Here is a 24,491-nt window from a genome sequence, read left to right as displayed (position 1 = left end):
CATGGCCCGACCCAGCGCTGCCCCGCGACGCCCCGGCGAGCCAGGACCCTCCGGCTGGCTCGCGGCCCCGGCCCTCGTGATGTTCCTGGCCTTCGCCCTGGTCCCGCTCGCCGCCGTCGTCGCCCTCAGCTTCACCCGCTGGGACGGCCTCGGCGCCATCTCCTTCGACGGCCTCGCCAGTTGGCGGCGCGCCCTGTCCACCCCGGCGACCGGCAACGCGCTCTGGGTGACGGCCAAGGTCATGGTGTTCTCGTACGTCGTGCAGACCCCGCTCAGCCTGCTGCTCGGCGTGTTCACGGCGGGACGCCAGCGGTACCGGGCCGTGCTCGCCGTCCTGTACTTCCTGCCGCTGCTGCTGTCGTCGGCCGCCATCGCGATCGCCTTCAAGGCCCTGTTGGACCCGAGCTTCGGATTCAGCGCGGGGGTCGGCATGCCCGCGCTCGCCAAGAACTGGCTGGGCGACCCAAATCTCGCCCTGTTCGTCGTCGTCGCCGTCATCGCCTGGCAGTTCGTGCCCTTCCACACACTCATCTACCAGGGCGGCGTCCGGCAGATCCCCGCCTCCCTGTACGAGGCCGCGCAGATCGACGGCGCCGGGCGGGTGCGGCAGTTCCTCACCATCACGCTGCCGCAGCTCAAGTACACGATCATCACGTCGTCGACGCTGATGGCCGTGGGCTCGCTCGCGTACTTCGACCTCGTCTTCGTCCTGACCGCGGGCGGCCCCGGCGAGGCCACCCGGCTGCTGCCGCTGCACATGTACCTGACCGGGTTCCAGGCCAGTGACATGGGTGCGGCCAGCGCCCTGGGTGTCATGCTCGTCGCCATCGGACTCGCGGTGGCGCTGCTGCTGCAACGCCTGGGCGGCAAGGACCGTTCGGCCAGCCAAACGGAGGGCATCTGATGGCCGCCACGACACAGGTCCCGCCCCGGACCACCCCCGCCCACCGCGCGCACCGGGACCCGGCACGCTCCGCCCGCCGCGCCAGGAACCGCCCCAACTTCCTCGCGGGGATCGGCGGTTGGCTGTGGCTGGCCGTGACCGTCGTGCCCGTGTACTACGTGGTGGTCACCAGCCTCAAGGACCAGGGAACGTACTTCTCCTCCAACCCGCTCCTGCCACCCGCCTCCCCCACCCTCTCCAACTACGGGCTCGTCCTGGAGAACGACTTCGCCCGCTACTTCGCCAACAGCCTCGCCGTCACGGCCGGCAGCGTCCTGTCGACGCTCCTCGTCTCCTTCATGGCGGCCTACACGATCGTCCGCGGCCGGAGCAGGTTCCTCACCCTGACCCACCGCCTGTTCCTGCTCGGGCTCGCGATCCCGCTGCACGCGACGATCATCCCGATCTACTGGATGATCACCAAGGCGCATCTGTACGACACACTCGCCGCGCTGATCCTGCCGTCGATCGCGTTCGCCATCCCCATCTCCGTACTCATCCTGTCCACGTTCCTACGAGACGTGCCCCGCGAACTCTTCGAGTCGATGCGCCTCGACGGCTGCGGCGAGTGGACCATGATGTGGCGCCTCGCGCTCCCGCTCGTACGCCCGGCCGTCGTCACCGTGGGCATCTACGACGCGCTCACCGTCTGGAACGGCTTCCTGTTCCCGCTGATCCTCACGCAGAGCCCGGAGATCCGGGTGCTGCCCCTGTCCCTGTGGACCTTCCAGGGCGAGTTCACCATCAACGTCCCCGCCGTCCTCGCGTCGGTCGTCCTCGCGACGCTGCCGCTCCTCGTCGTCTACGTCATCGCGCGGCGCCAGCTCGTTCGCGGGCTCACCGCCGGATTCGGCAAGTGACCACCGTGGAACCCCCGTACACACACGCCCTGTTGAGGAGTTCTGTGACCACCGCCAAGAAGGCACTCGTCGTACGCGGCGGCTGGGACGGGCACCAACCCGTCGAGGCCACCGACCTGTTCATCCCGCACCTCAAGAGCCACGGCTACGACGTACGCGTCGAGGACTCGCCCAAGGTGTACGCCGACGCCACGTACATGAACGGCGTCGACCTCGTGATGCAGTGCATGACCATGTCCACCATCAAACGGGAGGAGTTCGCGGGCCTGCGCACGGCCGTGGAGAACGGCACCGGGCTCGCCGGATGGCACGGCGGCATCGCCGACTCCTACCGGAACACGGCGGACTATCTGCACCTGATCGGCGGCCAGTTCGCCTGCCACCCCGGCAAGCACCCCGACGAGCGGATCGGCGAACAGTCCGACAACTACGTCCCGTACACCGTGAACATGCTCCCGGTCGCGGCCGAACACCCCATCACCCGGGGCATCGAGGACTTCGACCTCGTCACCGAGCAGTACTGGGTGCTCGCCGACGACTACATCGACGTCCTCGCCACCACCACGCAGAAGATCCGCGCCTGGGACCCGTGGCACCGCGAAGTCACCTCACCGGCCATCTGGACCCGCCAGTGGGGCAAGGGCCGCATCTTCGTGTGCACACCCGGCCACCATGTGACGGACCTGGAACACCCGAGCGTACGCACCGTCGTCGAAAGGGGCCTGCTGTGGGCGAGCCGTTGAACCCGGACAAGACACTGAACGTCGGCATCGTCGGATGCGGGACGATCGTGGGCCAGTACCTGGCCAGTCTGCGCAGGCTCGCTGGTGTCGCGCTGGTGGCCGTGGCCGACCTGGACGCCGATCGGGCGCGCGCGGTGGCGAAGGAGTGGGAGGGCGGGGGCGTACGGGCGGTCACCGTCGCCGAGTTGCTCGCCTCGGACGACGTGGACCTCGTCCTCAACCTCACCGTGCCCGCCGCCCACAGCGAGATAGCCCTGAAGGCGATCGCGGCAGGCAAGCACGTCTACGGAGAGAAGCCGCTCGCCGCGACGTCGGCCGAGGCCCGCGCGGTGCTCGACGCCGCCCGGCAGGCGGGCGTCGTCGTCGGCTGCGCGCCGGACACCGTGCTCGGCACGGGCGTCCAGACGGCGCGCAGGGCCATCGACGACGGGCTCATCGGCGCCCCCGTCGCGGCCACCGCCACGATGGTCACCCCCGGCCACGAACGCTGGCACCCCGACCCCGACTTCTACTACGCCCCCGGCGGCGGGCCGCTCCTCGACATGGGCCCGTACTACGTCACCGCCCTCGTCACCCTCCTCGGCCCCGTCACCTCGGTGATCGGAGCGGCGAGCCGCCCCCGCCCCGAGCGGGAGATCGGCAGCGGGCCACGGGCGGGCGAGCGGGTGCCGGTGGCCGTCGACACCCATGTCACGGGGGTGCTCGTGCACGAGTCCGGCGCGCTGTCGACGCTCGTGGTGTCGTTCGACGCGGTCGCGACGCACTCCGCGCACATCGAAGTCCACGGCCCCCAGGGGACGTTGGCCGTTCCCGACCCGAACCACTTCGACGGCGACACCCGCCTGTTCCGCCTCGGCGCGCCGTCCTGGGAGACCCTCCCCGTCTCGGCCGGATACCTCGGCTCCGGGCGCGGCTACGGCATCGCCGACCTCGCCAGGACACCCGCGTCGGCGGAGCCCCGCGCCTCGGGCACCCTCGCGTACCACGTCCTGGACGTCATGGAGTCGCTGCTGGCCTCGGCGGGATCCGGCGAGTCCGTGGCGGTCGCGAGCCGCGCGGACCGTCCTTCGGCGGTGCCGCTCACCGATCTGTCACGGTGACCGGCGCATCCCCCATGGCCGTCCGCGCGCTGGCATGATGAACCCGGTACGGCGCGCATGACCAACGCGACGTACGCGGACCAGCGGACAAGTAGACGGCGGACAGGCCACGGGGGATCGAATGCGCAACGGCAGCAAAGTCGCGGTCGTGGGCGGAAGCATCGGCGGATGCGCGTCGGCGCTGGCGCTGCGACGCGGAGGCGTCGAGGACATCACCGTCCACGAGCGGGCCTCGGGCCGCCTCGCCGACCGCGGGGTGGGTCTCGCCGTGCACAACGACCGTTACGCGGAACTGGAGTCGGCCGGGTACCTGGACGCCGCGATGCCGTGGCTGCAGATCCGCCGCCGGCGCTGGTGGGTGCGGGACGAGGCGGCGGGAGCCGGGCCGCTGGGCCGCGAACTCGCGGTGATGCCGTTCCCGTTCCGGACGTACAACTGGGGCCCGCTGTGGCAGGAGTTGCGGCGCCGGGTGCCCGAGTCGGCGGACTTCCGGCACGGCTCGGCGGTCGAGGCGGTCGAGGTGACACCGGAGGGCGCCGAGGTGCACACGGACGGTGGGCGCACCGAGCGCTACGACGCCGTGATCGGCGCCGACGGCTACCGCTCGGCGGTCCGCGCGGCGGTGCACCCCGACGTACAGCCGGAGTACGCCGGATACCTCGCCTGGCGCGGCGCCTACCCATCGGACCGCCTGCGCGACCCCGACCTGTGGCCCGAGGACGAGTGCGCGTACGTCGTCTTCCCCGGCGGCCACCTCATCGTGTACCGCATCCCGGACGTGACGACGGGCGGCCACCGCGTCAACTGGGTCCTCTACACGGCTCCGCCGCCCGGACTCGACCGGGGCATGGAGACACCCACGACGCTGCACCCCGGCACGGCGGGCGACGGTCTGCGCGCCCATCTCGCGTACGTGGCCGAGAAGTTGCTGCCCGCCTACTGGGGCGACCTGGTGCGCGGGACGACATACGACGAGCTGTTCCTGCAGCCGCTCTACGACTTCACGGCGCCCCGCTACGCGGTGGACCGGGCGCTGCTCGTGGGCGACGCGGCCACGGTCGCCCGCCCGCACACCGGCGCGGGCGCCGTCAAGGCACTCCAGGACGCCACGACCCTCCAGTCGGCCCTCACCTCGACCACCACGTGGCCCGAGGCGCTGGCCGCCTACGACACCGGCCGCACCCCCGCCGGCCGGGTGATGGTCGACCTGGGGCGGCGTCTCGGCCGGGGCCTGGTCCAGGAGACCCCGGACTGGCGGGAGTTCGACCAGGCGGGGCTGGAGGCGTGGTGGCAGCGGTCGGACGGCTCGGGCTCCTTCGGCGGGCGACGGCTCCGGGGCTGAGCCATGGTGGTGGAGGCCGAGGTTCCGACAAGAAGCGGAACCAGAGACGGAGACACCCGCGTGCGTACGACCACCTGGAAGACCGCTGCCACCGCCACCGCGACCGTGCTGGCAGCCACCCTCGGAGGCGGCATCGCTCAGGCCGCCTCCCCCGGCTCAGGCACGGGCACCGGCACGGGCTCGGGCGCGGCATCGGAGCGTGCCTCGGCGCCCTCCTCCTGCCGCCCCGCGAACCACCTCGCCCGCATCACCCCGGACGACTCCTCCGCCGGGCACAGCCACTACCGCGTCACCCTCACCGCCGCCCCCGGTTACGAGCCGTGCGTGCTCGCCGGGTCCCCCGTCGACGTGGAGTTCTCCGAGGACGGGGAGCCGAACGGGATTGCCGTAGGCGCGTACGGTCCGCAGGACACACCGGTGGTGTTCGGCCCCGGCCACCCGGTGCACTTCGACATCCAGGTGCCCAACTATCTGCCCGGCGTTCCCGCCGACGAGGCCACCTTCACCCTCTCCGCACCGGGCGGCCAGATCCCGGGTGAGTCCGGTGCCACGGGGCCGCTGCGGGTCGCCGAGGGCACCGTCGTCGGGCCGGTCATGCCCGGCGCCTGACGCTCCACCCCTCGGCCTCTACCATCAGGGGGCGTTCGCCGCGGCAGCGGTGGCGCCGGGTATGGAGCAGCCGAGGAGAGGAACGTCATGCGTGCCAGGAACATCGGTGCGGCCGCCGCGACAGCAGTAGCAGTGGTGGCCGCCCGCGACCTCATACAGAAGAAGCACGCACTGCTGAGGAACTTCCCCGTCATCGGGCACGCCCGGTACCTGCTGGAGACGATCGGGCCCGAGCTGCGCCAGTACGTCGTCACCTCCAACGACGAGGAGCGCCCCTTCAGCCGGGACCAGCGCAGCTGGATCTACGCGTCGGCGAAGGAGGAGAACAACTACTTCGGGTTCGGCACGGACAACGACGTGGAGCATGTGCAGGGCCACGCGTACGTCAAGCAGCGCACGTTCGCCGGGCCGCTGCCCGATCTGCACGACCCGCAGGCCCCGTTGCCCTCGGCGAAGGTGCTCGGCGGTCCGCGCGGGCGCGCCAAGGCGTTCCGGCCCGCGAGCGTCGTGAACATCTCGGCGATGAGCTTCGGTTCGCTGTCCGGCGCGGCGGTCACCGCCCTCAACAAGGGCGCGGAGCTGGCCGGGACGATGCACAACACGGGCGAGGGCGGCCTCTCCCCGTACCATCGCGGCGGCGGTGACCTCGTCCTCCAGATCGGCACCTCGTACTTCGGCTGCCGCAACGACGACGGCACGTTCAACCTCGACAAGCTGAAGGCCGTCGTCGCGAGCGCCCCCGTCAAGGCGCTGGAGATCAAGCTGTCGCAGGGCGCCAAGCCGGGGCTCGGCGGGATGCTGCCGGGCGCCAAGGTGACCGAGGAGATCGCCGGGATACGTGGCATTCCGGCGGGCAAGGACTGCGCTTCGCCTTCGCGGCACACCGCGTTCCACGACGTCGACTCGATGCTGGACTTCGTCGAGCTGCTCGCCGCCGAGACCGGGCTTCCGGTCGGCATCAAGAGCGCCGTCGGTGAGATGGGCTTCTGGGAGGAGCTGGCGACGTTGATGGCGCGCGGCCACCGCGGCGTCGACTTCGTGACCATCGACGGCGGCGAGGGCGGCACCGGCGCGGCCCCGCTGATCTTCAGCGACTCGGTGTCGCTTCCGTTCCGGATGGGCTTCTCGCGGGTCTACAGCGTCTTCGCCGAGCGGGGGCTGACCGATGACATCACCTTCATCGGCTCCGGCAAGCTGGGGCTGCCGGAGAACGCCGCCGTCGCCTTCGCGCTCGGCGTCGACATGATCAACGTAGCGCGCGAGGCGATGCTGTCCATCGGCTGCATCCAGGCGCAGAAGTGCCACACCGACAAGTGCCCCACCGGCATCGCCACCCAGGCGCCGTGGCTGGTGCGCGGCGTGGACGCGCCGTCGAAGGCGACGCGGGCCGCGATGTATCTGCGTACGCTGCGCAAGGAGTTGCTGAAGGTGTCGGGCGCGGTCGGCGTCGCGCACCCCTCGCTCATCACGCCCGACGACATCGACATCATGAACGGCGACTACGACGCGCGCAGCCTGGCGAGTGTCTACGGGTACAAGGACGGCTGGGGCGAGTTGGGTTCGGGCCTCGCCGACGAGATCACCGAACTCCTCACGGGGCCGGCCGCCTGAGACCGAGGTGAAGGCGGCCGGCCCGCGCCCCACGGCCTCAGGCCGTGGGGCGGGTGCGCAGGAGGTGCGGTCCCAGGTCGGCGATCGACGCGGCGCCGATGAGCTGCATCGTCACCTCGATCTCCTTCGCGAGGAGGTCGATGGCGCGCGCGACACCCTCGCGGCCGCCGGCCATCAGCCCGTACAGGTAGGCGCGGCCGATGAGGGTGAAGTCCGCTCCGGCGCACAGGGCGGCGACGATGTCGGCGCCGGACATGATGCCGGAGTCGAGGATGATCTCCACGTCGTCCCCGGCCTCGGCCCGTACCTCGGGCAGCGCGTGGAACGAGACGGGCGCGCGGTCGAGTTGGCGTCCGCCGTGGTTGGACACGACGAGCCCGTCCGCCCCGGCGCCCAGCGCGCGGCGCGTGTCCTCGGCCGTCAGCACGCCCTTGACGAAGAGCTTGCCCGGCCACTGGGAGCGGATCCACTCCAGGTCCTCGATGGACAGGGTCGGGTCGAACATCGAGTTGATGAGCGTCGGCAGGTCCTGGCTGGTGCCGGACAGCGAGGCGAAGCTGAGCGGGTCCGTGGTGAGGAAGTTGAACCACCACTGGGGCCGGTACGAGGCGTCGAGCACGGTCTTGAGGGTGAGCCTCGGCGGGATCACCATGCCGTTGCGGGCATCGCGCAGCCGCTGTCCGGCGACCGGGGTGTCCACGGTGACGAGGAGGGTGTCGAAGCCGCTCGCCGTGGCCCGCTGGAGGAGTTCGAGGGAGCGCTGCCGGTCCTTCCACAGGTACAGCTGGAACCAGCGGCGCCCGTCCGGCGCCGCGGCGGCGACGTGTTCGAGCGAGCGGGTCCCCATCGTGGACAGCGAGAACGGGATGCCCGCCGCGGCCGCCGCACCGGCTCCGGCGTCCTCGCCCTCGGCGTGCATGAAGCGTGTGAACCCGGTGGGCGCGATCCCGAACGGCAGCTCGGCGCGCGCGCCCGCTATCTCGGTGCCGAGGTCGACCTTCTCGGTTCCGTGCAGGATGCGCGGCAGCAGCACGACGTCGTCGAACGCCCTGCGTGCTCTCCGTACCGTCAACTCGCGCTGCGCGGCGCCGTCCACGTAGTCGAAGGCGGGGCGGGGTGTGCGGCGCCTGGCGAGCGTGCGCAGGTCCCATACGTCGGCGGCCTTGGCGAGGCGGGCGGCGCGGCGGTCGGGGTTGAAGCCGTCGAACTTCAGGAGGGGGCGCAGCTCGGAGAGCTGGGGCAATTGGCGTTTCATGATCCGAAAGTTACCTTGGCCGCCTGCGTTGTCAGTGGCGCATGGCAGTCTGGCAGCCATGAAGACGACCGTGCGTGACGCCGTTCTCGACGCGGGGCGGGTGCTCGATGTGCCCGAGTCGGTGGTCGGGGCCTTCCTCCAACTGCTGCGCCCCTGTGTCCACTTGTGCCCCTTCGACATGCTGCCAGAGGAGTTGAGGGCGGACGCCCGGCCAGTCGGCCGGGTCGCGGGGGCTCCCCGGCTGCCCCGGGACATGACCGCGCCCGCGGACCTGCCCCACGTGCTGACCGTCGACTGCGCCGCCCTGCCCGTCGGCTCCCTCGACATCGACTTCCCCTCCGACGGACATCTGGTGGTGTTCGCCGAGATCAGCGACTACCCGGGGGAAGGTGCCGTCGTCCACGTGCCGGCCGGAGTCGAGACCGTCGAGGACGATGCGCGGGACGCCGAGGACTCTCACGACCCGGAGCTCCACGAGCCGTTTCCGCTCTACGCGGTACCGGGCAGCACGATGCCCGACCTGTACAGCTGGTCGGGCGTCACCGAAGCGGTGGAGTACGCGGGAGGGGACGCCGAGCGGACGCGTCGCGTGGACCGGCTCGTAGGAGAGATCGACAAGATTCTCTACGGCCGGTGGTCGGACGACATCCAGCTCGGCGGCCACTCGCGCGCCTGGCAGAACCCGGTAGAGGACCGCGGGGACGTCTTGTTCATCCGCATACCCGAGGGTGCGGTGTGCGAAGGGGACGCACACCTCACCCTCATCGCGGGAAAGCGGGATCTGATCGCGGAACGCCGGTACGACGAGCTCGACTTCGAGGTCGAGCTCTGACAGCTCCCGCTCCCTCCGTGCGGGTTACTTCACGGCCACCGCCCGGATGACCTCTTGTGTCACCGAGCCGCCCTTGTCGTCCTTCGCGGTCGCCCGCAGCGAGAGCGAGGTGGCGTCGCGCGGCACGTTCAGGGTGCCCGTCCAGGAGGGACCCGATCCGGTGCCGGTGAGGGGCACGGGCTTCCAGGTCTTGCCGTCGTCGTACGACACGTGCAGGGTGCCGCCACCCAGGGTTCCGGTGCCGGCCGCGTCCTTGACGTACTCGGCGGACAGGCCGACCGGGAGCCGTGAGCCCGCGCGGACCTTTCCGGCGAGGTCGGTGTCGAGGTCGTAGTTGAGGTTGATCAGGGGGAGGAAGGTGTAGCGGTCGGTCGGCGTGGCGGCCGAGCGGAACGTCCACTCACTGTGCGAGGTGGTGCCGATGCCCCACAGCTCCGGGTCAAGTGCAGTGTCGGTGACGACCTTGAACGGCTGCTCCGAGCCGTCGCTGACGCTGAACTGGGCGGCGCTGCCGGTGCGTCGGCCCGCGCTCACCCCGTTCACGAAGGCCTCGGTGTACTGCGTCATGCCGGATTCGTCGCTGTACGGGTCGCCGAATCCGGTGTGGTCGGGGCCCGAGTCGCCCCAGCCGGGGAGGTTGAAGCGCAGCATGTTGCCCGCGCGCTCCTGGCCCCAGCCGAGACCGCTGCCGCCGTAGGGGTGCCAGACGGGCTTGAACCAGTTCAGCTCGGTGCGATTGCCGGGCCGGTAGGCGACGAGGCCGCTGCGCTCCTCCAGGGGGCCGAGGTTGACGGACTCGTGCCACTTCTGGTCGGGCTCGACGGACACGTAGTCGGTGCGGTGCCCCGGGAAGTCGTACCGTTCCTGGAAGCCGCCGGCGAACTGGAAGGACGGGTCGACGGAGTAGCGGAACTCGCTGCCCTCGGTCTTCTTCGCGCCGTAGAAGGTGGTGTCGACGGTGGCGAGTTGGCCGGGGTCCGGGGCGAACAGCAGGCTGCGGTCGGGGATGGCGCCCTTGTAGCCCTTCGACAGGTCGTAGGAGTACGTGGAGTTGGCGACGCCCGTCATCTCGACGCGCTCACCGCGCCGCTGCTTGGCGAGGAGGCGGTCGAAGTCGGCGTTCGTGACGCTGCCGATCTGGAGCGGCCGGTCCGTGTTGTCGTCGTTGTAGAAAAGGGTGTTGAGGCGGCCATGGGTGTCGTCCGTGAGGAACAGTGCCTTGGCGCCCGCGTCCTGGGCGGCCTGCGCGATCTGTGCCGGGGTGCGGGTGCCGTCGAGGTGCACGAGGACGCCCTTGCCGGTGGCGTTCTCACCCTCGTAGTCGGCGGGTGCGCCCGCGCCCGCGTTCACCAGCGGGAGCCTGGTGTCGCCCTCGACGAGGGTGGATCCGGGCTGCTGCCACACCTCGTCGACACCGTCGACGGTGATGTGCGGCTGGGCGGCGCGCCAGGTGGTCCGGTACGCGTAACTGCCGTCGGTCACCGGGTCGGTGGGCAGGGCGTACAGCGAGTCGTACTTGATGGGGAGCAGCGCCATGCCGAACACGTCGGTGCCGCCCGCCTTGCGGTCGTACTGGACGAGCGTCTGGTGCGGTTCGGTGTCCTTCGGGACACGGGTGGCGACCTCGCGCAGCTTGGTGCCGTCGAGGGTGATCTCGCGGTCCCGGTCGAGCTTCACCTCGGGGTCGGCGAGATACGCGGTGCCGAGGGAGTCCTTGCCGTGCGACCCGCGTACGGCAAGGAACGAGTCGACGTAGTACGTCCCTGGCTTCAGGCGGAGCTTGACGGTGCCGGTCGAGGCGTCGGCGGTCGCCGCCTGCGGCAGGGTGTTCTTGGCGAGTTGCTGGTACATGAGGTTGGCGCCGGCCGGCTTGCCGTCGCGGTCCTTCACATGGACGGTGAGCGTGTACCGCTCGTCCTCCTTGACGAGGCCGAAGGCGGTGTGCGCGACGGGCGTGCCGCCCGAACTGGCCACGATCTGCCCGCTGTTGGCGCCGACGGCGGCCTTGGAACCGTCGCCGGTGACGGTGGTGGAGGCGGCGCCGTGCGCGGGCACGGTCAGCTTGGAGTCGGCGAGCGTGGCGACTCCGGCGGCGGCGCCGCCCTGCACGGCGAGTTCCAACTCCACGGAAGAGTCAGATGAGTTGGTGTACGTGAGGGTCTTGGTGACCGGCTTGTTGCTGTCGTACGGCCAGCGGTACGCGCCGAGGTCGGCGCTGCCGGTCGCGGTGACCTTCGCGGCGATCGCGTCGGGCACGGAGACCCGGCCGGCCCCGATGGCGTACGCGGAGGCGGTCAGCTGCTTCGACGACGACATCAGCGCGCTCTTGAGCCGCTCCCCCGTCCAGTCGGGGTGGGCCTGCGCGAGGAGGGCGGCGACTCCGGCGACGTGCGGTGTCGCCATCGACGTACCGCTCATGGTGGTGTAGCTGCCGGTGCCGTCCACGAGTGAGGAGCGGGCCGCGAGGATGTCGACGCCGGGGGCGGAGAGGTCTGGCTTGAGGGCGTCGTCGCCGAGGCGCGGGCCCTGGCTGGAGAAGGAGGCCCGCTTGTCGCTCGCGTCGACGGCGCCGATGGTGAGCGCGGCGTCGGCGGCGCCGGGTGAGCCGATGGTGCCGGGGCTGTAGGCGTTGCCCGCGGCGACGACGAAGAGGGCGCCGGTCTCGGCGGAGAGGGAGTCGACGGCCTGCGCCATCGGGTCGGTGCCGTCGCTGCCGGTGTCGGAGCCGAGGCTCATGGAGACGACCTTGGCCTTGATGTCCTTGGCGGCCCACTCCATGCCGGCGATGATCTGGGACTCGCTGCCGTAGCCGTCGTCGCCGAGCACCTTGCCGACGGCGAGCGTGGCGTCGGGGGCGACACCCTTCTCCTTGCCGTCGGAGGCGGCTCCGGAGCCGCCGACGGTGGAACTGACGTGTGTGCCATGGCCGTTGCGGTCGGCGACCTGCTGCCCCTCGATGAACGACTTCGACTCGGTCACGCGGGAGGCGAGATCGGGGTGGGCGGGGTCGTAGCCGGTGTCGAGGACGGCGACCTTCACCCCCTTGCCGGTGAGCCCGGCCTCCCACGCCTTCGGGCTGCCGATCTGGGCGTTGGACTGCTCCATGTCCCCTTCGACACGACCGTCGAGCCACACCTTGCCGATACCGTCGGCGTACTCGTCCTTGCTGGTCAGGGCGTTCCAGAACGTACGCCCCTTGTCGGCGTCGAGCGCCGCGCCGCCGATGCTGCCGAGCGTGCGGGAGCGCTCGGCGCCCTTGGGCGTGGCAGCGGCGCTGCGTGCGCCCTTGCTCCCATAGGTGACGATCAGCGGCGTCGCGTCGGCCTTCGTGTCGGCGAGGCCCTGCCGGATCAGCCCGCTCACGTCGAACAGCCGGGCGTCCAGCTTCCCCGAGGCGAGGAAGGGGACGGCCTCGTCCGGTACGACCCGTACGTCCCCGTCGGTGACCTGCGTACGCACCAGCCCGCCTGCACCCTCCGGCCGTTTCACCTCGACGGTCCGCTGCCCGCCGCCGATGTCCGTGACGGTCACCTTGTCCCCGGTCACGAGCGTCACCGTGTGAGCGGCACGGGCGGTCTTCGTGGCCTGGGGTCTCACGTCGTCCGACGCGGCGCCGTGCGCACCGCCGGCCGGCAGCAGCGCGAACGCCATCCCGGCCGACAGCAGGGCCGCGCCGCGTCGCGCGATACCTCTTGTCATCGTTGCCTCTCCTCCTGGGGCCGTCGGGGGCGAGGGGGGTGCGAACCGAGGCCCTGGGAGGAGTGTCAACTACTGTGTGCGGAGGGGTACTTGTCGTGCGGTGGCGGGTTGGCGCCACGGCAGCTATCCGCCAGCGGCGCCGCGTACGGCCGAGAGCCCGATGGCCCTTCAGCGGCCGTGGTGGTGCATCACGTGCTTGGTGCGGGAGTAGTCCTCCAGGGCGTGGACCGAGAGGTCGCGGCCGTAGCCGGAGCCCTTGAAGCCGCCCCACGGGAGTTCGTTGGCGAGGACCAGGTGGGAGTTGACCCAGACCGTGCCGGCGTCGATGCGGGCGGCGACGGCGTGGCTGCGGCGGGCGTTCTCGGTCCAGACGGAGGCGCCGAGGCCGACGTCGTTGGCGTTGGCGCGGCGGATCGCCTCGTCCTCGTCGGTGAAGGTCTCGACGCTGACGACGGGCCCGAAGACCTCCTCGCGGGCGATCTCGGCGCCCTCGGCGACGTCGACCAGGACCGTCGGCGCGACGAAGTAGCCGGGGGCGTCCTCTTCGAGGGGCGTGCCGCCGACGACCGGGCGGGCACCCTGGGCGATGGCCCGGCCGATGTAGCCGCGCACGCGGTCGTAGTGCGGCTTGGAGACCAGGGGGCCGAGTTCGACGGCGTCGCCGGTGCGTGGGTCGCCGACGGTGATCTGTGAGATCTCGCCCACGAGGTGTGCCGTGAACTCCTCGGCCACGGAGGCGTGTACGAGGACGCGGCAGGCGGCGCCGCACTCCTGGCCCGAGTTCCAGAACCCCGCCGTACGCAGGCCCTCCGCCGCCGCCTTGAGGTCGGCGTCCTCGAACACCACGAACGGGGCCTTGCCGCCCAGCTCCAGGTGCGCGCGCTTGACGGTGTCGGCGGCGGCGCGGGCCACGGCCCGTCCGCTCCCCGTCGAACCGGTCAGCGCGATCATGGCGATGTCGGGGTGGCGCGCGAGCCGGTCGCCGACGACCGGGCCGCGGCCCGTGACGACGTTGAGGACACCGGCGGGCAGCAGGTCGGCGACCAGCTCGGCGAACTTCAGCGTGGACAGCGGCGTCTGCTCGGACGGCTTGAGGACCAGGCAGTTGCCCGCCGCCAGGATCGGCGCGATCTTCCAAGCGCCCATCAGGAGCGGGTAGTTCCACGGCGTGACCGCGCCGATGACACCGAGCGGCTCGCGCAGGACGAGAGACGTGTGGTCCTCGACGTACTCCCCCGCCGCCATCCCGCCGGCCTGCGCGCGCAGCGCGCCCGCCATGAAGCGGAAGCCGTCGGCCGTCATGCCGACGTCGTCGCGGGAGACCGCGAACGGCTTTCCGGTGTCGGCCGATTCGAGGCGTACGACGAGGTCCGCGTTGGCGTCGACGCGGTCGGCGATCGCCAGGAGGACGTCGGCGCGCTCCTTGGGGGTGATGCGGGCCCAGGCCGGGTGCGCGGCGCGGGCGGCGGCCACGGCCCGGTCGGTGTCCTCTACGGTGCCGAGCGGGACGCGGGCGAGGAGTTCCTCGGTGGCCGGGTCGAGGACGTCGGTGGTCTCGGTGCCGGTACCGAATTCGGGCTCGGTTTCGGTGAACTTGCCGTCGATGAAGTGGCCGAGCGGCGGCAGCTCGGCCGCGCTGATCAGCGGTGCGGTGCCGGGCTCGGGGCGGCGTACGGAGAAGGTCATGGCGGACATCCCTCGGGTCGCGGTCGTCATGGTCGTCGCGGTCGTGATGGTCGTCGCGGTCGTGATGGTCGTCGCGGTCTCAGACGTTGAGGTGCGGCAACTCGGCGAGCGCGGCGCGGATGCGCTCGCGGTGCGCGGCCTCGACCGGCAGCAGCGGCTCGCGCGGCGGGCCGACGGGCAGCCCGATCTCCTCCATCGCGGCGCGCACACCCTGGATGAAGGGGCCGCCGGTCATGAGGGTGTCCATGAGCGGGAAGACGCGCGCCCAGCGCTCGCGGGCAAGCTCCAACTCGCCTGCGTGGAGCGCCTGGTGGACGGCGACGAGGTCGGCGGCCATCACGTTGGCCGAGCCCGCCATGACACCCGCCGCGCCCTCCGCCACGGAGGCCAGCAGCAGGCTGTCCCAGCCGAGGAACGTGTCGATGACATCGCCGTGGCGGTGGATGAGCTGGCCCGCCTGCGCCATGTCGGCGCTGGTGTCCTTGATGTACTTGATGTTCTCGACCTCGCGGGCGAGCGCGCCGACGGTGTCCGGGTCGAGGTTCACGCCGGTCGCGTCCGGGATGTTGTAGAGCATGACGGGGATCGACACCGACCCCGCGACCGTACGCAGATAGCGCAGCGTCTCGTCCATCGTCAGCGTCTCGTAGTACGGCGCGACGACCATCACCACGTCGGCGCCCGCCTGTTCGGCGTGCCGGGTGAGGGCGACGGCCTCGCGGGTGGCGACGGCGCCGGTCTGCGCGATGACCGGGACGCGGCCCGCGGCCTGGTCGACGACGGTCTCGACGAGGAGGCGGCGCTCGTCGCCGCTCATGGTGGCGAACTCGCCGGTGGAGCCGCCCGCGACGACGCCGGACACACCACCGTCGACCGAGCGGTCGACGATGACGCGCAGCAGCTTCTCGTCGATGTCACCGGCCGCGTCGTAGGGGGTGGCGAGGGCGGTCAGGATGCCGTTTTCCAGAGGCAGGGGCATGTCGGTTCTCCGAGGACGAGGGTGGGTTGACGGTGTTTCAGGAAGCGGTGACGAGGCCCGCGCGGGAGGTCTGCCGGTCGGTGGCGAGCAGTCCGCGCACGTCGGTGGCGGCGTTGAGTCCCGACTGGATGGCGGTCTCGGTGTAGAGCGAGCCCATGTAGTCGCCGGCGAGGAGGACTCGGCCGGTGCGGCGGGTGAGGACGGGCTGGAGCTTGCCGCGGCCGGGGAAGCAGTACGGGGCGCCCAGCGGGAGCCGCCACACATGCGATTCGGTGACGTCGGAGGCGACACCCGGCAGTACCTGGTCGAGGTCTTCGAGGTACGTGTTCCGGATGTCCGCGTCGTCCTTCTCCATGAGGTTGCGGGCGAGGGTGCCCGGCGAGAACGTCATCAGCGAGGAGCCGGGGTGCCGTTCGCGGCTGTAACCGTGCTGGATGTTGGACATGTTGAGGACGACGTTGAAGGACCGCTTGGGGGTGGCGATGCCGTAGGCGTCGTCCCAGGGGCGGCGGCCGGTCTCGTTGGTGAGGAACGCGGCGCTGACGTACGGCCCGTACTGGATCTTCGAGAGCGCGTCGCGGAGGTCCGCGTCCAGGTCGGGGGCGATGCGGTGGGTGATGGGGGCCGGGGTGGCGAGCACGGCGGTGCGGGCCTCGACCTCGTAGGCGACGCCGTCCTGCTCGTAGCGGACGACGACGGAGTTCGCCTTCTGCACCACTTCCCTTACGGAGGCGCCGAGTTGGACGCTGTCGCCGAGCGCGGCGGCGATGGACTCGGTGAGGGTGGCGGGGCCGCCGACGATGGAGTTCGAGAGGCCCGCGCCGATGTTCCAGACGAGGCTGAAGTAGCCAACCCCGGCCCCGGCCGAGATCTGGTCGATGTCGCCGGCGGAGCGGGTGACGGTCGGTTCGAAGAGGGCCTGGGCGTCGGCGGGGATGTCGCCGAGGAACTCCTTGAAGCTGATGTCGTTCATGAAGTCGTAGACCCGCTGCTGGCGTTGGCCTTCGCTCTCGCCCTTGCGGCGGCCGACGATCCGGGCGTACCTGCCGACCTTCGAGAAGACCTTGGCGCCCGCGGTGAGCATGCCGACGCGGGCGGACATCGACATCGGGACGCGGAAGGGGTACGTCTCCACGCGCCCCTTGAGCAGCAGCTTGCCGTTCATGTGCAGGCCGGAGAGGGAGCCCGGGACGGGGACGGCGTCGACGCCGGTGCTGTCGAGCAGCCACGAGGTGGCGGAGTCACCGCCCGCGTAGACATGGCCGCCCCAGTTCAGGAAGTAGCGGCCGCGCTTCTCGGAGCGGATGCGGCCGCCGACCCGGTGGTCCGACTCCAGGACCAGGGAGTCGAGGTGCCGCAGCCGCCAGGCCGCGGAGAGTCCGGCGATGCCACCGCCGACGATGACGACGTCTTTGATGGATGTCATGGGCGATGCCCCCTGCTTCACGGCAGCCCGAAAGGGCCCGCCTGATGGGTTGGGAATGCTGAGTGGGGACGCGCGCGGACACCTGGGCCGCGCGGCGATCTGACGGCAACACTAGGATGTGATCACAGATCACACAATGGGTCGGCGGGGAATTCCCCGCGGCTGTTTAGGATGCGCACGTGGATACCTCGAAACGCCTGGAACCGGCCACCTCCATGGCCGACCGCGTCTACGCGGTGCTGCACGAGTCGATCATGAGCGGAGAGTTCCCGGTCGGTTACCGGCTGCGCATCCGTGACCTCGCGGCACTGGTCGGCACGAGCGAGATGCCCGTACGCGAAGCCATCCGCCGCCTCGAAGAGGCCGGCTTCGCGGAGCGCGCGCCGCACCGGGGTTCCGTGGTGAAGGGCCTGGACCTCGCGGAGCTGGTGCACGCCTACGACGTACGGCTGCTGCTCGAGGTCGAGGCCACGCGGCTCGGCGCCACGCGCATCGGCAAGGCGGGCATCGCCGCGATGCGCGAGGGCCTGCTGAGCATGCGTCAGGCGATAGCGGAGGGCGGGGTGATGGAGTACCTCGACCGCGACGAGACGGTGCTCGGCGTCCTGTACGAGGCGTCGGGGAACCCGGTCCTGGTCGACACGGTGCGCTCCCTGTGGGCGCAGTGCCGCGCCTACAAGACGGTCGGCGCCCGCTCCGCGCTCAAGAAGCCGGAGGACGACGCGCTCTGGCGCCACCAGGAACGCCTGGTGGCGACCGTCGAGTCGGGCGACGCCGAGGGAGCCGCGGCGATCACCCGCGAGTCCCTGGCGAGCGCCATCGACCGGATCAAGGAGCAGTTGCGGGAACAGAAGAAGTAGCGGACTCCTTCCGGGACTTGTGCCAGTAGTCGGCGCCCTCGATACCGAGCGGCACCGGGTCGAAGCGCGGATCGAGGCCCTCGCGGCGCTGGCGGTCGTAGTCCCGGATCACCTTGCGTACGACGGGTGTGAGGAGCAGGACGCACACCATGTTCAGCCAGCCGAGGATGCCGTAGCCGATGTCGCCCACCGCCCACATGGCGTCGGCGGTGACGGCGGTGCCGATGAAGGCGATGGCGACCGTGCCGACCTTGAGCAGGGCGTCCAGGGTCCGGCTGCGGCGCTCGCCGAGCAGGAAGGCGAGGTTGGTCTGGGCGACGTAGAAGAAGAACACCATGGAGACGAAGGCGAACATCGCCACGGCCACCGCGACGAAGCCCGCGCCCCAGCCGGGCAGGCTCGAATCGATCGCCTCCTGCATGTAGTTGGGGCCCGCGACCGCGCCCGGCACGTTCTCCACGAGGAAGCCGCCGGACGGGTCCGTCACGTTGTACGCGCCCGTGACCACGAGCAGCAGTCCGCTCGCCGTACAGATCAGCAGGACGTCGATGTAGATGCTGCACGCCTGGACGATGCCCTGCTTGCCGGGGTGCGAGACGGTGGCGGCCGCCGCGGCGAACGTGCCCTCGCCGAGGCCGAGCGCGGAGGCGAACACGGCCCGGCGCACACCCCACGCGACGGCGAAGCCCATGATGCCGCCGAAGACCTGGTCGACACCCATGCCGCTGGAGACGATCAGGCCGATGGCGGCGGGCACCTTTTCGATGTTCAGGGCGATGATGACGTACGCGCTGACGATGTACCCGAGGGCCACGAACGGGACGACGGACTCGACGACCTTCACGATCCTGCGGGTGCCGCCGACGACGACCACACCGAGGACGGCGGCGAGCACGAGACCCACCTGCCAGCCTTCCGTGCCGAAGGCCAACTGGGCGCTGGAGGCGATGTTGTTGGCCTGCACGCCGGGCAGTACGAAGCCGTAGGCGACCATCGTCGCCAGGGCCACGAGCGACGCGAGCCACGGGGCCTTGAGCCCGTACTTGATGTAGTACGACATGCCGCCGAGGTCCTCGCCGTGACTGCGGCGCTTGTAGACCTGTGCGAGGACGGCCTCGGCGTACGCGGCGGTGGCCCCGAGCAGCGCGGTGACCACCATCCACAGCAGGGCGCCTGGGCCGCCGGAGGCGACGGCCGTGGCCACGCCCGCGATGGAGCCGACCCCGATCCGGCTGGACAGGGACAGCGCGAGCGTCTGCAACGAGGACAGGCCGCCCTCGCCCGCCTCGCTCTCCCGCAACTGCCGGATCATGTCCGGTACACGGCGGAACTGGACCCCCTTCGTGACCAGCGTGAACAGCACGCCGATCGCCAGAGCGACATAGGCCAGCGGATCCCAGATCCACCCGCTGATCGTGGACAGCATTTCCATAGCGGTGTCTCCAGTGGCTCGGCGACACCCGTCCCTGGACGACCGGCGGCACTCTACGCGGCGAGTCCGGCCACGGAAACCCTTGTGTGATCTGTGATCACAGATTACTGTTCCGGTCGTTCCGTTCGACCGGGGCCGCCGAGCCGTGCCTGAACGCTCAGTACCGACACCCACCCGTAGACACCCGTCCCTGGCGGCCTGGTACGGACGGTCCCCACCCCGAACGGGAATGTGCGAGGACGGGCCGCGAGGGCGACAGGAACGACGCGTGTGCCTCACGATGGCGATCGGACGTCCCAGCCCGACGCACGTGAATTCCCAGGAGCCGTCATGAAGCACTCCGTCGTCCTCCCCGTCGGCCTCGGCACCCTCGGTGAACCCGACACCGCGCTGCGGGTCGTCCGGCACGCCGAGGCGCTCGGCTTCGAGTCGGTGATGGCGGTCGAGCACGCCGTCGTCATCAGCGACACCGACAGCCGTTACCCGTACGCGCCCGACGGCCGCCTCGCGCTGCCCGACACGCTCCCCTACCCGGACCCGCTGGAACTGCTCGCCTTCCTGGCCGGGGCCACCGAGCGGATCGGCCTCGCGACCGGCGTCCTGGTCCTGCCCAACCACAACCCGTTCGTCCTCGCCAAGCGCCTCGCCACCCTGGACCGGCTCAGCCGCGGCAGGCTGCGGGTCTGCGCCGGGCTCGGCTGGATGCGGGAGGAGATCGAGGCGTGCGGCGGCGACTTCGAGCGGCGCGGCCGGGCCGCCGACGAGGCGATCCGTCTGATGCGCGACCTGTGGGCGTCGACGGCTCCCGAAGGCCTCGCCTTCAAGGGCGAGTTCTACGAGGTCACCGGCGCGCACACCTACCCCAAGCCGCACGAGGGCCGCGCCGTGCCGCTGCACATCGGCGGCCACTCCAAGGCGGCGGCCCGCCGCGCGGGACGGCTCGGCGACGGCTTCCAGCCGCTGGGCCTGGCCGGCGACGAACTGACCGCCGCCCTCACCCTCGTACGCGAATCGGCGCACGGAGCGGGCCGTGACCCGCGCGACGTGGAGCTGACGCTCGGCGCGGCGCTGAACGGGGCGGCCGAGCGCACCGAGTGGGCCGCGTCGCTCGGCGCCGAGCGGCTTGTCCTGGGCGGGTCCCGGGAGGCGACATCCCAGGGCGCGCCCGTGGATATGTTCCTGGAGGAGCTGACCGGCGCCGCCGCGGCGCTTGGCCTGTCCCGATGACCGAGCACCCGTCTTCCTCACCCGACCTGGAGGCACCATGACCGAGCACCTCCGTCTCAGCCGCCGCCACGGACTGCGCGCCGTGCTCTCCGTCGCCGCGGCGCTCCCCGTGGCGGCCGCGGTGACGTCGACGGCCGCCACGCCCGCCGGTGCCGCGACGGCGCCGCGCGGCGGACGCCTGCACGTCATGACGTTCAACCTCCGCTACGCCTCCGACACCTCGCCCAACTCCTGGGCCGAGCGCCGCCCCGCGATGCGCGAACTGCTCCGCGAGGAACACCCGCACGTCATCGGCACCCAGGAGGGCCTCTACCAACAACTTCAGGACATCCACGCCGACTTGGGTTCGCACTACGCCTGGATCGGCACGGGCAGAGCGGGCGGCAGCCGGGACGAGTTCGCCACGCTCTTCTACGACACGCGGCGGCTGCGGCCCGTCGAGTACGACCACTTCTGGCTCTCCGACACTCCGGAGCTGATCGGCTCGAAGACGTGGGGCAACTCGGTGATCCGGATGGCGACATGGGTGCGGTTCGCCGATCTCGCCGACGGCGGGCGGGAGTTCTACGTTCTCAACACCCACTTCGACCACCAGGTCCAGGTGTCCCGCGTGAAGTCCGCGGAGCTGATCGCCAAGCGGGTCGCGGCCCTTGACGCCTCCCTGCCCCTGCTGATGACCGGCGACTTCAACGTGCCCGCACACGGCAACCCGGTCTACGACCAGCTCCTCGCCACGGGCCTCAAGGACACCTGGGACGCGGCCGCCCAGCGCAGCAAGCTGTACGCCACCTTCCACGGCTACAAGCCGCTCGTCCCGGACGGCGAGCGCATCGACTGGATCCTCGCCACGCCGGGCGTCACCGTGCACTCCGCCGCCATCAACACGTACGAGAAGGACGGCCAGTTCCCCAGCGACCATCTGCCGGTGCAGGCGCGGCTGACGCTGGGCTGACGCCCGGCCGACGCCCGGCCGAGCGTCACCATCCGCGCCCGTTCTCTTGACAGGCACGTTCGGACGGCCATACGTTCCGGCCGCTTGAGAGCGCTCTCAAGCAGCTCCGACACCGTGCCGACCGTGAGAGGTGCCGTCCATGCCCTTCCCCCGGCTCATGCCCTTATCCCGACGAAGACGACCGGCCGCCGTGCTGATCCTGGCCGCCGCCCTGGCCGCGGCGGGAATCGTCCCGGCCGCGTCACCGGCCGCCGCCGCCAACGTGCCCGTAGGCGCCGGGAGTTACTCGGACTCCCGGCCCGCCGGGACGTCCGGCCCCACCACCAACACGGGGACGCCGGTCACCCCGAAGGTCACCGACGCAGCGAAGGGCAAGCCGGTGCCCACCAACGACTGGTGGTCGTCGCTCGCCTTCCAGCGGTACGGCGACAACCCGTACTCGACGCCGATGTACGGCCATCCGCTCACCTATCAGGCCGTGTCCGGCGGCTTGGAGGTCGGCTATCCGACCTCGCCGGCGATCGTCGGCGACGGGCGCCAGTACGAGTACGCCCACAAGCGCGATCTCACCCTCGGCCTCACCGGGCTCAACTCCCCGGACACGAAGGCCGATGCGTGGTCCGACTGGACGGTCACGCCGTACTGGTCCGACGGCGCCCGCACCCTGCGGACGACGATCGGCCACGGCATGCCTTTCGTGTACGCCAAGGGGTCCGGCGGCGACGCCCGGATCAGCACGGCCGCCGCGCCCACGGTCTTCGCCGACCAGGGCAACGTCCTCGGCATCACGGTCTCAGGGCACCACTACGCGCTGTTCGCGCCGAGCGGCAGCGACTGGAACGTCTCCGGTTCGACGATCACGGCGGGCCTCGGCTCCAAGGACTACTTCTCGCTCGCCGTGCTCCCCTCCACCGACGCCCTCGCCACGTACCGGAAGTACGCGTACAGCTTCGTCACCGGCTCCACCACGAACTGGAGCTACAGCGGCGGCACGGTGCGGGCCACGTACACGCTCACCACGGAGGCCAAGGAGGGCACCGAGCGCGGCACCCTCCAGTCGCTCTACCGGCACCAGTGGCTGCACACCAGCGACCCCCTCACCTCTTACACGTACGTGTCACCGCGCGGCACCATGAAGGTCCGCGAGTCGGCCTCCTTCAGCACCTCGCAGAAGGCGTCGGCCGTGCTGCCCGGCCTGCCGAAGTCTTCCGGGGTCGACACCGCGCGGCTGCGTACGTACCTCAACGAGGTCGCGAACTCCGCCGACCCGTTCTCCGGCGCCACCGACACGTACTGGACCGGCAAGGCGCTCGGCAAGCTCGCCCAACTGGTGCCGCTGGCCGACCAGATCGGGGAGACCGCGACCCGCGACAAGCTCATCGGGCTGCTCAAGGGGCGGCTCCAGGAGTGGTTCACCGCGGGTGGGGCGAGCGAGTTCTCGTACGACTCCGCCTGGAGGACGCTCACCGGGTATCCGGCGTCGTACGGCAGCGACACCGAGCTGAACGACCATCACTTCCACTACGGGTACTACGTGTACGCCGCTGCCATTGTCGCCCAGTACGACCAGGCCTGGGCAGCGGACTCGGCGTGGGGCGGCATGGTGAAGACGCTGGTGCGCGACACCGCCAACCCGAGCCGGAGCGACGGCTCCTTCCCGTTCCTGCGCGGCTTCGACGTGTACGCCGGGCACAGCTGGGCCTCCGGGCACCAGGGGTTCGCCGCGGGCAACAACCAGGAGTCGTCCTCGGAGTCCACCAACCTCAGCGCGGCGCTCGTGCTGTGGGGCTCGGCGACCGGCGACAACTCCCTGCGGGACCTGGGCACTTATCTGCTGACCACCGAGTCGGAGTCGATCGCCCAGTACTGGTTCGACGCCGACGAGCAGGTGTTCCCCGCCTCCTTCGGCCATGACACGGCCGGCATGGTGTGGGGCAGCGGCGCCGCGTACTCCACGTGGTGGACCGCCAACCCCGAGGAGATCCACGGCATCAACGTCCTTCCCGTGACCGGTGGTTCGCTGCACCTCGGCGGCGAGAAGGCCGCGATCCGGCGCAACCTCGCCGAGATGGAACGCGAGAACGGCGGCCCGGCACAGGAGTGGCGGGACATCCTGTGGGAGTTCCAGTCCTTCGCCGACCCGGCCGCCGCCAAGTCGAAGTGGGACGCGGGGAACGGCTCGTACACGCCGGAGGCGGGAGAGTCCAAGGCGCACACCTACCACTGGATCAATACGCTCGACGCGCTCGGCGCCCCCGACGCGAGCGTCACCGGTGACATTCCCACGTCCGCCGTCTTCACCAAGGGGACGACCCGGACCTACGCCGCCCACAACTACGGCTCCGCCGCACGGACCGTGACGTTCTCGGACGGCAAGACCCTTACCGTGCCCGCCCGTTCCACCGCGACGGGATCCGGTTCCGGCGGCGATCCGGACCCCGATCCGCCGACCGGGAACACCTTCCGGCTGCGCTCCGGCGGCACCCTGACCACGGCCACCGACGGCGCCGCGGGCAGTGACACCATCGCCTCCGCCGGTGGCACCAACCACGACGGCACCCCGTACCAGCCGCTCGTCTACGAGGCGCGCGGCGTCAGCGGCAGCTACGACTCCGGTGCGGCCACGGCGTTCCGGCTGCCCGTGGACGCGGGCACCACGGTCGGCCTCGGCCAGCAGGCCAGGGTCAGCTACGACCTCACCGGGGACGGCAGCTTCGACCGCGTCGAGACGTACCAGTACTTCGCGACCGACCCGGTGGCCGGGTGGGAGGAGTACGCGCAGTCGCGCGGCCTGAAGTCGGCGACGGGCAGCCTCGGGAAGATGACCGGGGGCACCGTCCGCCTGGAGGTGTGGAGCGCCATCGGCAACGGGACGTCGAAGCTCCAGACGGGGACGGACAAGTCGGTGCTTGTGATCCCCTTCAGCTGAGCCCCC

General features: G+C 70.9%; 18 protein-coding genes. 12 read left to right on the top strand and 6 right to left on the bottom strand.

What is annotated here, in order from left to right; translation table 11 throughout:
* Window position 1 precedes the first annotated feature (1 nt).
* The 7 genes from RBJ65_RS21730 to RBJ65_RS21700 all read left to right on the top strand — a co-directional run bounded on the left by RBJ65_RS21730 (window position 2) and on the right by RBJ65_RS21700 (window position 7,208).
* On the top strand, window positions 2-904 hold the full coding sequence (locus tag RBJ65_RS21730) for a carbohydrate ABC transporter permease (RefSeq protein WP_306316820.1): 903 nt from the start codon (window positions 2-4) through the stop codon (window positions 902-904).
* On the top strand, window positions 904-1,803 hold the full coding sequence (locus RBJ65_RS21725; RefSeq protein ID WP_306316821.1) for a carbohydrate ABC transporter permease: 900 nt from the start codon (window positions 904-906) through the stop codon (window positions 1,801-1,803). The genes RBJ65_RS21730 and RBJ65_RS21725 overlap by 1 nt, the downstream gene beginning before the upstream one ends.
* Before the next feature lie 44 nt (window positions 1,804-1,847).
* Window positions 1,848-2,546, top strand: coding sequence for a ThuA domain-containing protein (locus RBJ65_RS21720; protein WP_306316822.1), 699 nt, complete (start codon window positions 1,848-1,850; stop codon window positions 2,544-2,546).
* Window positions 2,531-3,646, top strand: a complete 1,116-nt coding sequence (locus RBJ65_RS21715; RefSeq protein WP_306316823.1) for a Gfo/Idh/MocA family protein — start codon at window positions 2,531-2,533, stop codon at window positions 3,644-3,646. Before RBJ65_RS21720 ends, RBJ65_RS21715 begins: the two co-directional genes overlap by 16 nt.
* Before the next feature lie 121 nt (window positions 3,647-3,767).
* Window positions 3,768-4,988, top strand: a complete 1,221-nt coding sequence (locus RBJ65_RS21710) for an FAD-dependent monooxygenase (protein WP_306316824.1) — start codon at window positions 3,768-3,770, stop codon at window positions 4,986-4,988.
* Window positions 4,989-5,048: 60 nt separating this feature from the next.
* Window positions 5,049-5,597 carry a DUF4232 domain-containing protein gene (locus tag RBJ65_RS21705; protein WP_306316825.1) on the top strand — a complete coding sequence of 183 codons (549 nt, stop codon included), beginning with the start codon at window positions 5,049-5,051 and terminating at the stop codon, window positions 5,595-5,597.
* 87 nt (window positions 5,598-5,684) lie between these two features.
* On the top strand, window positions 5,685-7,208 hold the full coding sequence (locus RBJ65_RS21700; RefSeq protein ID WP_306316826.1) for an FMN-binding glutamate synthase family protein: 1,524 nt from the start codon (window positions 5,685-5,687) through the stop codon (window positions 7,206-7,208).
* Window positions 7,209-7,245: 37 nt separating this feature from the next.
* Here RBJ65_RS21700 and RBJ65_RS21695 read toward each other — a convergent pair whose 3' ends face one another.
* Window positions 7,246-8,463 (bottom strand): alpha-hydroxy acid oxidase, encoded by a 1,218-nt coding sequence (locus RBJ65_RS21695; protein WP_306316827.1) that lies wholly within the window; start codon window positions 8,461-8,463, stop codon window positions 7,246-7,248.
* A gap of 58 nt (window positions 8,464-8,521) precedes the next feature.
* Here RBJ65_RS21695 and RBJ65_RS21690 point away from each other — a divergent pair, with 58 nt between their 5' ends.
* Window positions 8,522-9,295 carry a DUF1963 domain-containing protein gene (locus RBJ65_RS21690; protein ID WP_306316828.1) on the top strand — a complete coding sequence of 258 codons (774 nt, stop codon included), beginning with the start codon at window positions 8,522-8,524 and terminating at the stop codon, window positions 9,293-9,295.
* 24 nt (window positions 9,296-9,319) lie between these two features.
* Here RBJ65_RS21690 and RBJ65_RS21685 read toward each other — a convergent pair whose 3' ends face one another.
* From RBJ65_RS21685 to RBJ65_RS21670, 4 genes are all read right to left on the bottom strand, one after another.
* Entirely contained in the window at window positions 9,320-12,994 is a 3,675-nt protein-coding gene (locus RBJ65_RS21685) for a S8 family serine peptidase (RefSeq protein ID WP_306316829.1), read from the bottom strand.
* Between the two features lie 168 nt (window positions 12,995-13,162).
* Window positions 13,163-14,680: an aldehyde dehydrogenase family protein gene (locus tag RBJ65_RS21680; protein WP_306316830.1), complete on the bottom strand. Its 1,518-nt coding sequence runs from the start codon at window positions 14,678-14,680 to the stop codon at window positions 13,163-13,165.
* Between the two features lie 79 nt (window positions 14,681-14,759).
* On the bottom strand, window positions 14,760-15,659 hold the full coding sequence (locus RBJ65_RS21675) for a dihydrodipicolinate synthase family protein (protein WP_306316831.1): 900 nt from the start codon (window positions 15,657-15,659) through the stop codon (window positions 14,760-14,762).
* Between the two features lie 37 nt (window positions 15,660-15,696).
* Window positions 15,697-17,085, bottom strand: a complete 1,389-nt coding sequence (locus RBJ65_RS21670) for an FAD-dependent oxidoreductase (RefSeq protein ID WP_306316832.1) — start codon at window positions 17,083-17,085, stop codon at window positions 15,697-15,699.
* Between the two features lie 179 nt (window positions 17,086-17,264).
* Between RBJ65_RS21670 and RBJ65_RS21665 the strand changes: the two genes are divergently transcribed.
* Window positions 17,265-17,945, top strand: a complete 681-nt coding sequence (locus RBJ65_RS21665) for a GntR family transcriptional regulator (protein WP_306316833.1) — start codon at window positions 17,265-17,267, stop codon at window positions 17,943-17,945.
* On the opposite strand, the gene RBJ65_RS21660 is transcribed toward RBJ65_RS21665, so the two are convergent.
* Complete coding sequence (locus RBJ65_RS21660; protein WP_306316834.1) at window positions 17,914-19,377, bottom strand: sodium:alanine symporter family protein; 1,464 nt, start codon at window positions 19,375-19,377, stop codon at window positions 17,914-17,916. The two genes, RBJ65_RS21665 and RBJ65_RS21660, sit on opposite strands and share 32 nt — an antisense overlap.
* Window positions 19,378-19,707: 330 nt before the next feature.
* Here RBJ65_RS21660 and RBJ65_RS21655 point away from each other — a divergent pair, with 330 nt between their 5' ends.
* From RBJ65_RS21655 to RBJ65_RS21645, 3 genes are all read left to right on the top strand, one after another.
* On the top strand, window positions 19,708-20,604 hold the full coding sequence (locus RBJ65_RS21655; RefSeq protein WP_306316835.1) for an LLM class F420-dependent oxidoreductase: 897 nt from the start codon (window positions 19,708-19,710) through the stop codon (window positions 20,602-20,604).
* A gap of 37 nt (window positions 20,605-20,641) precedes the next feature.
* Entirely contained in the window at window positions 20,642-21,556 is a 915-nt protein-coding gene (locus tag RBJ65_RS21650) for an endonuclease/exonuclease/phosphatase family protein (RefSeq protein ID WP_306316836.1), read from the top strand.
* A 139-nt stretch (window positions 21,557-21,695) separates the two neighbouring features.
* Window positions 21,696-24,485, top strand: a complete 2,790-nt coding sequence (locus tag RBJ65_RS21645) for a glycosyl hydrolase (RefSeq protein ID WP_372341185.1) — start codon at window positions 21,696-21,698, stop codon at window positions 24,483-24,485.
* Window positions 24,486-24,491 lie beyond the last annotated feature (6 nt).

The organism is Streptomyces sp. KL109B, from assembly GCF_030766935.1.
GTDB lineage: Bacteria > Actinomycetota > Actinomycetes > Streptomycetales > Streptomycetaceae > Streptomyces.
The sequence above is the reverse complement of the archived record's forward strand: the minus strand, read 5'-3'. Positions and strand labels throughout refer to the sequence as shown.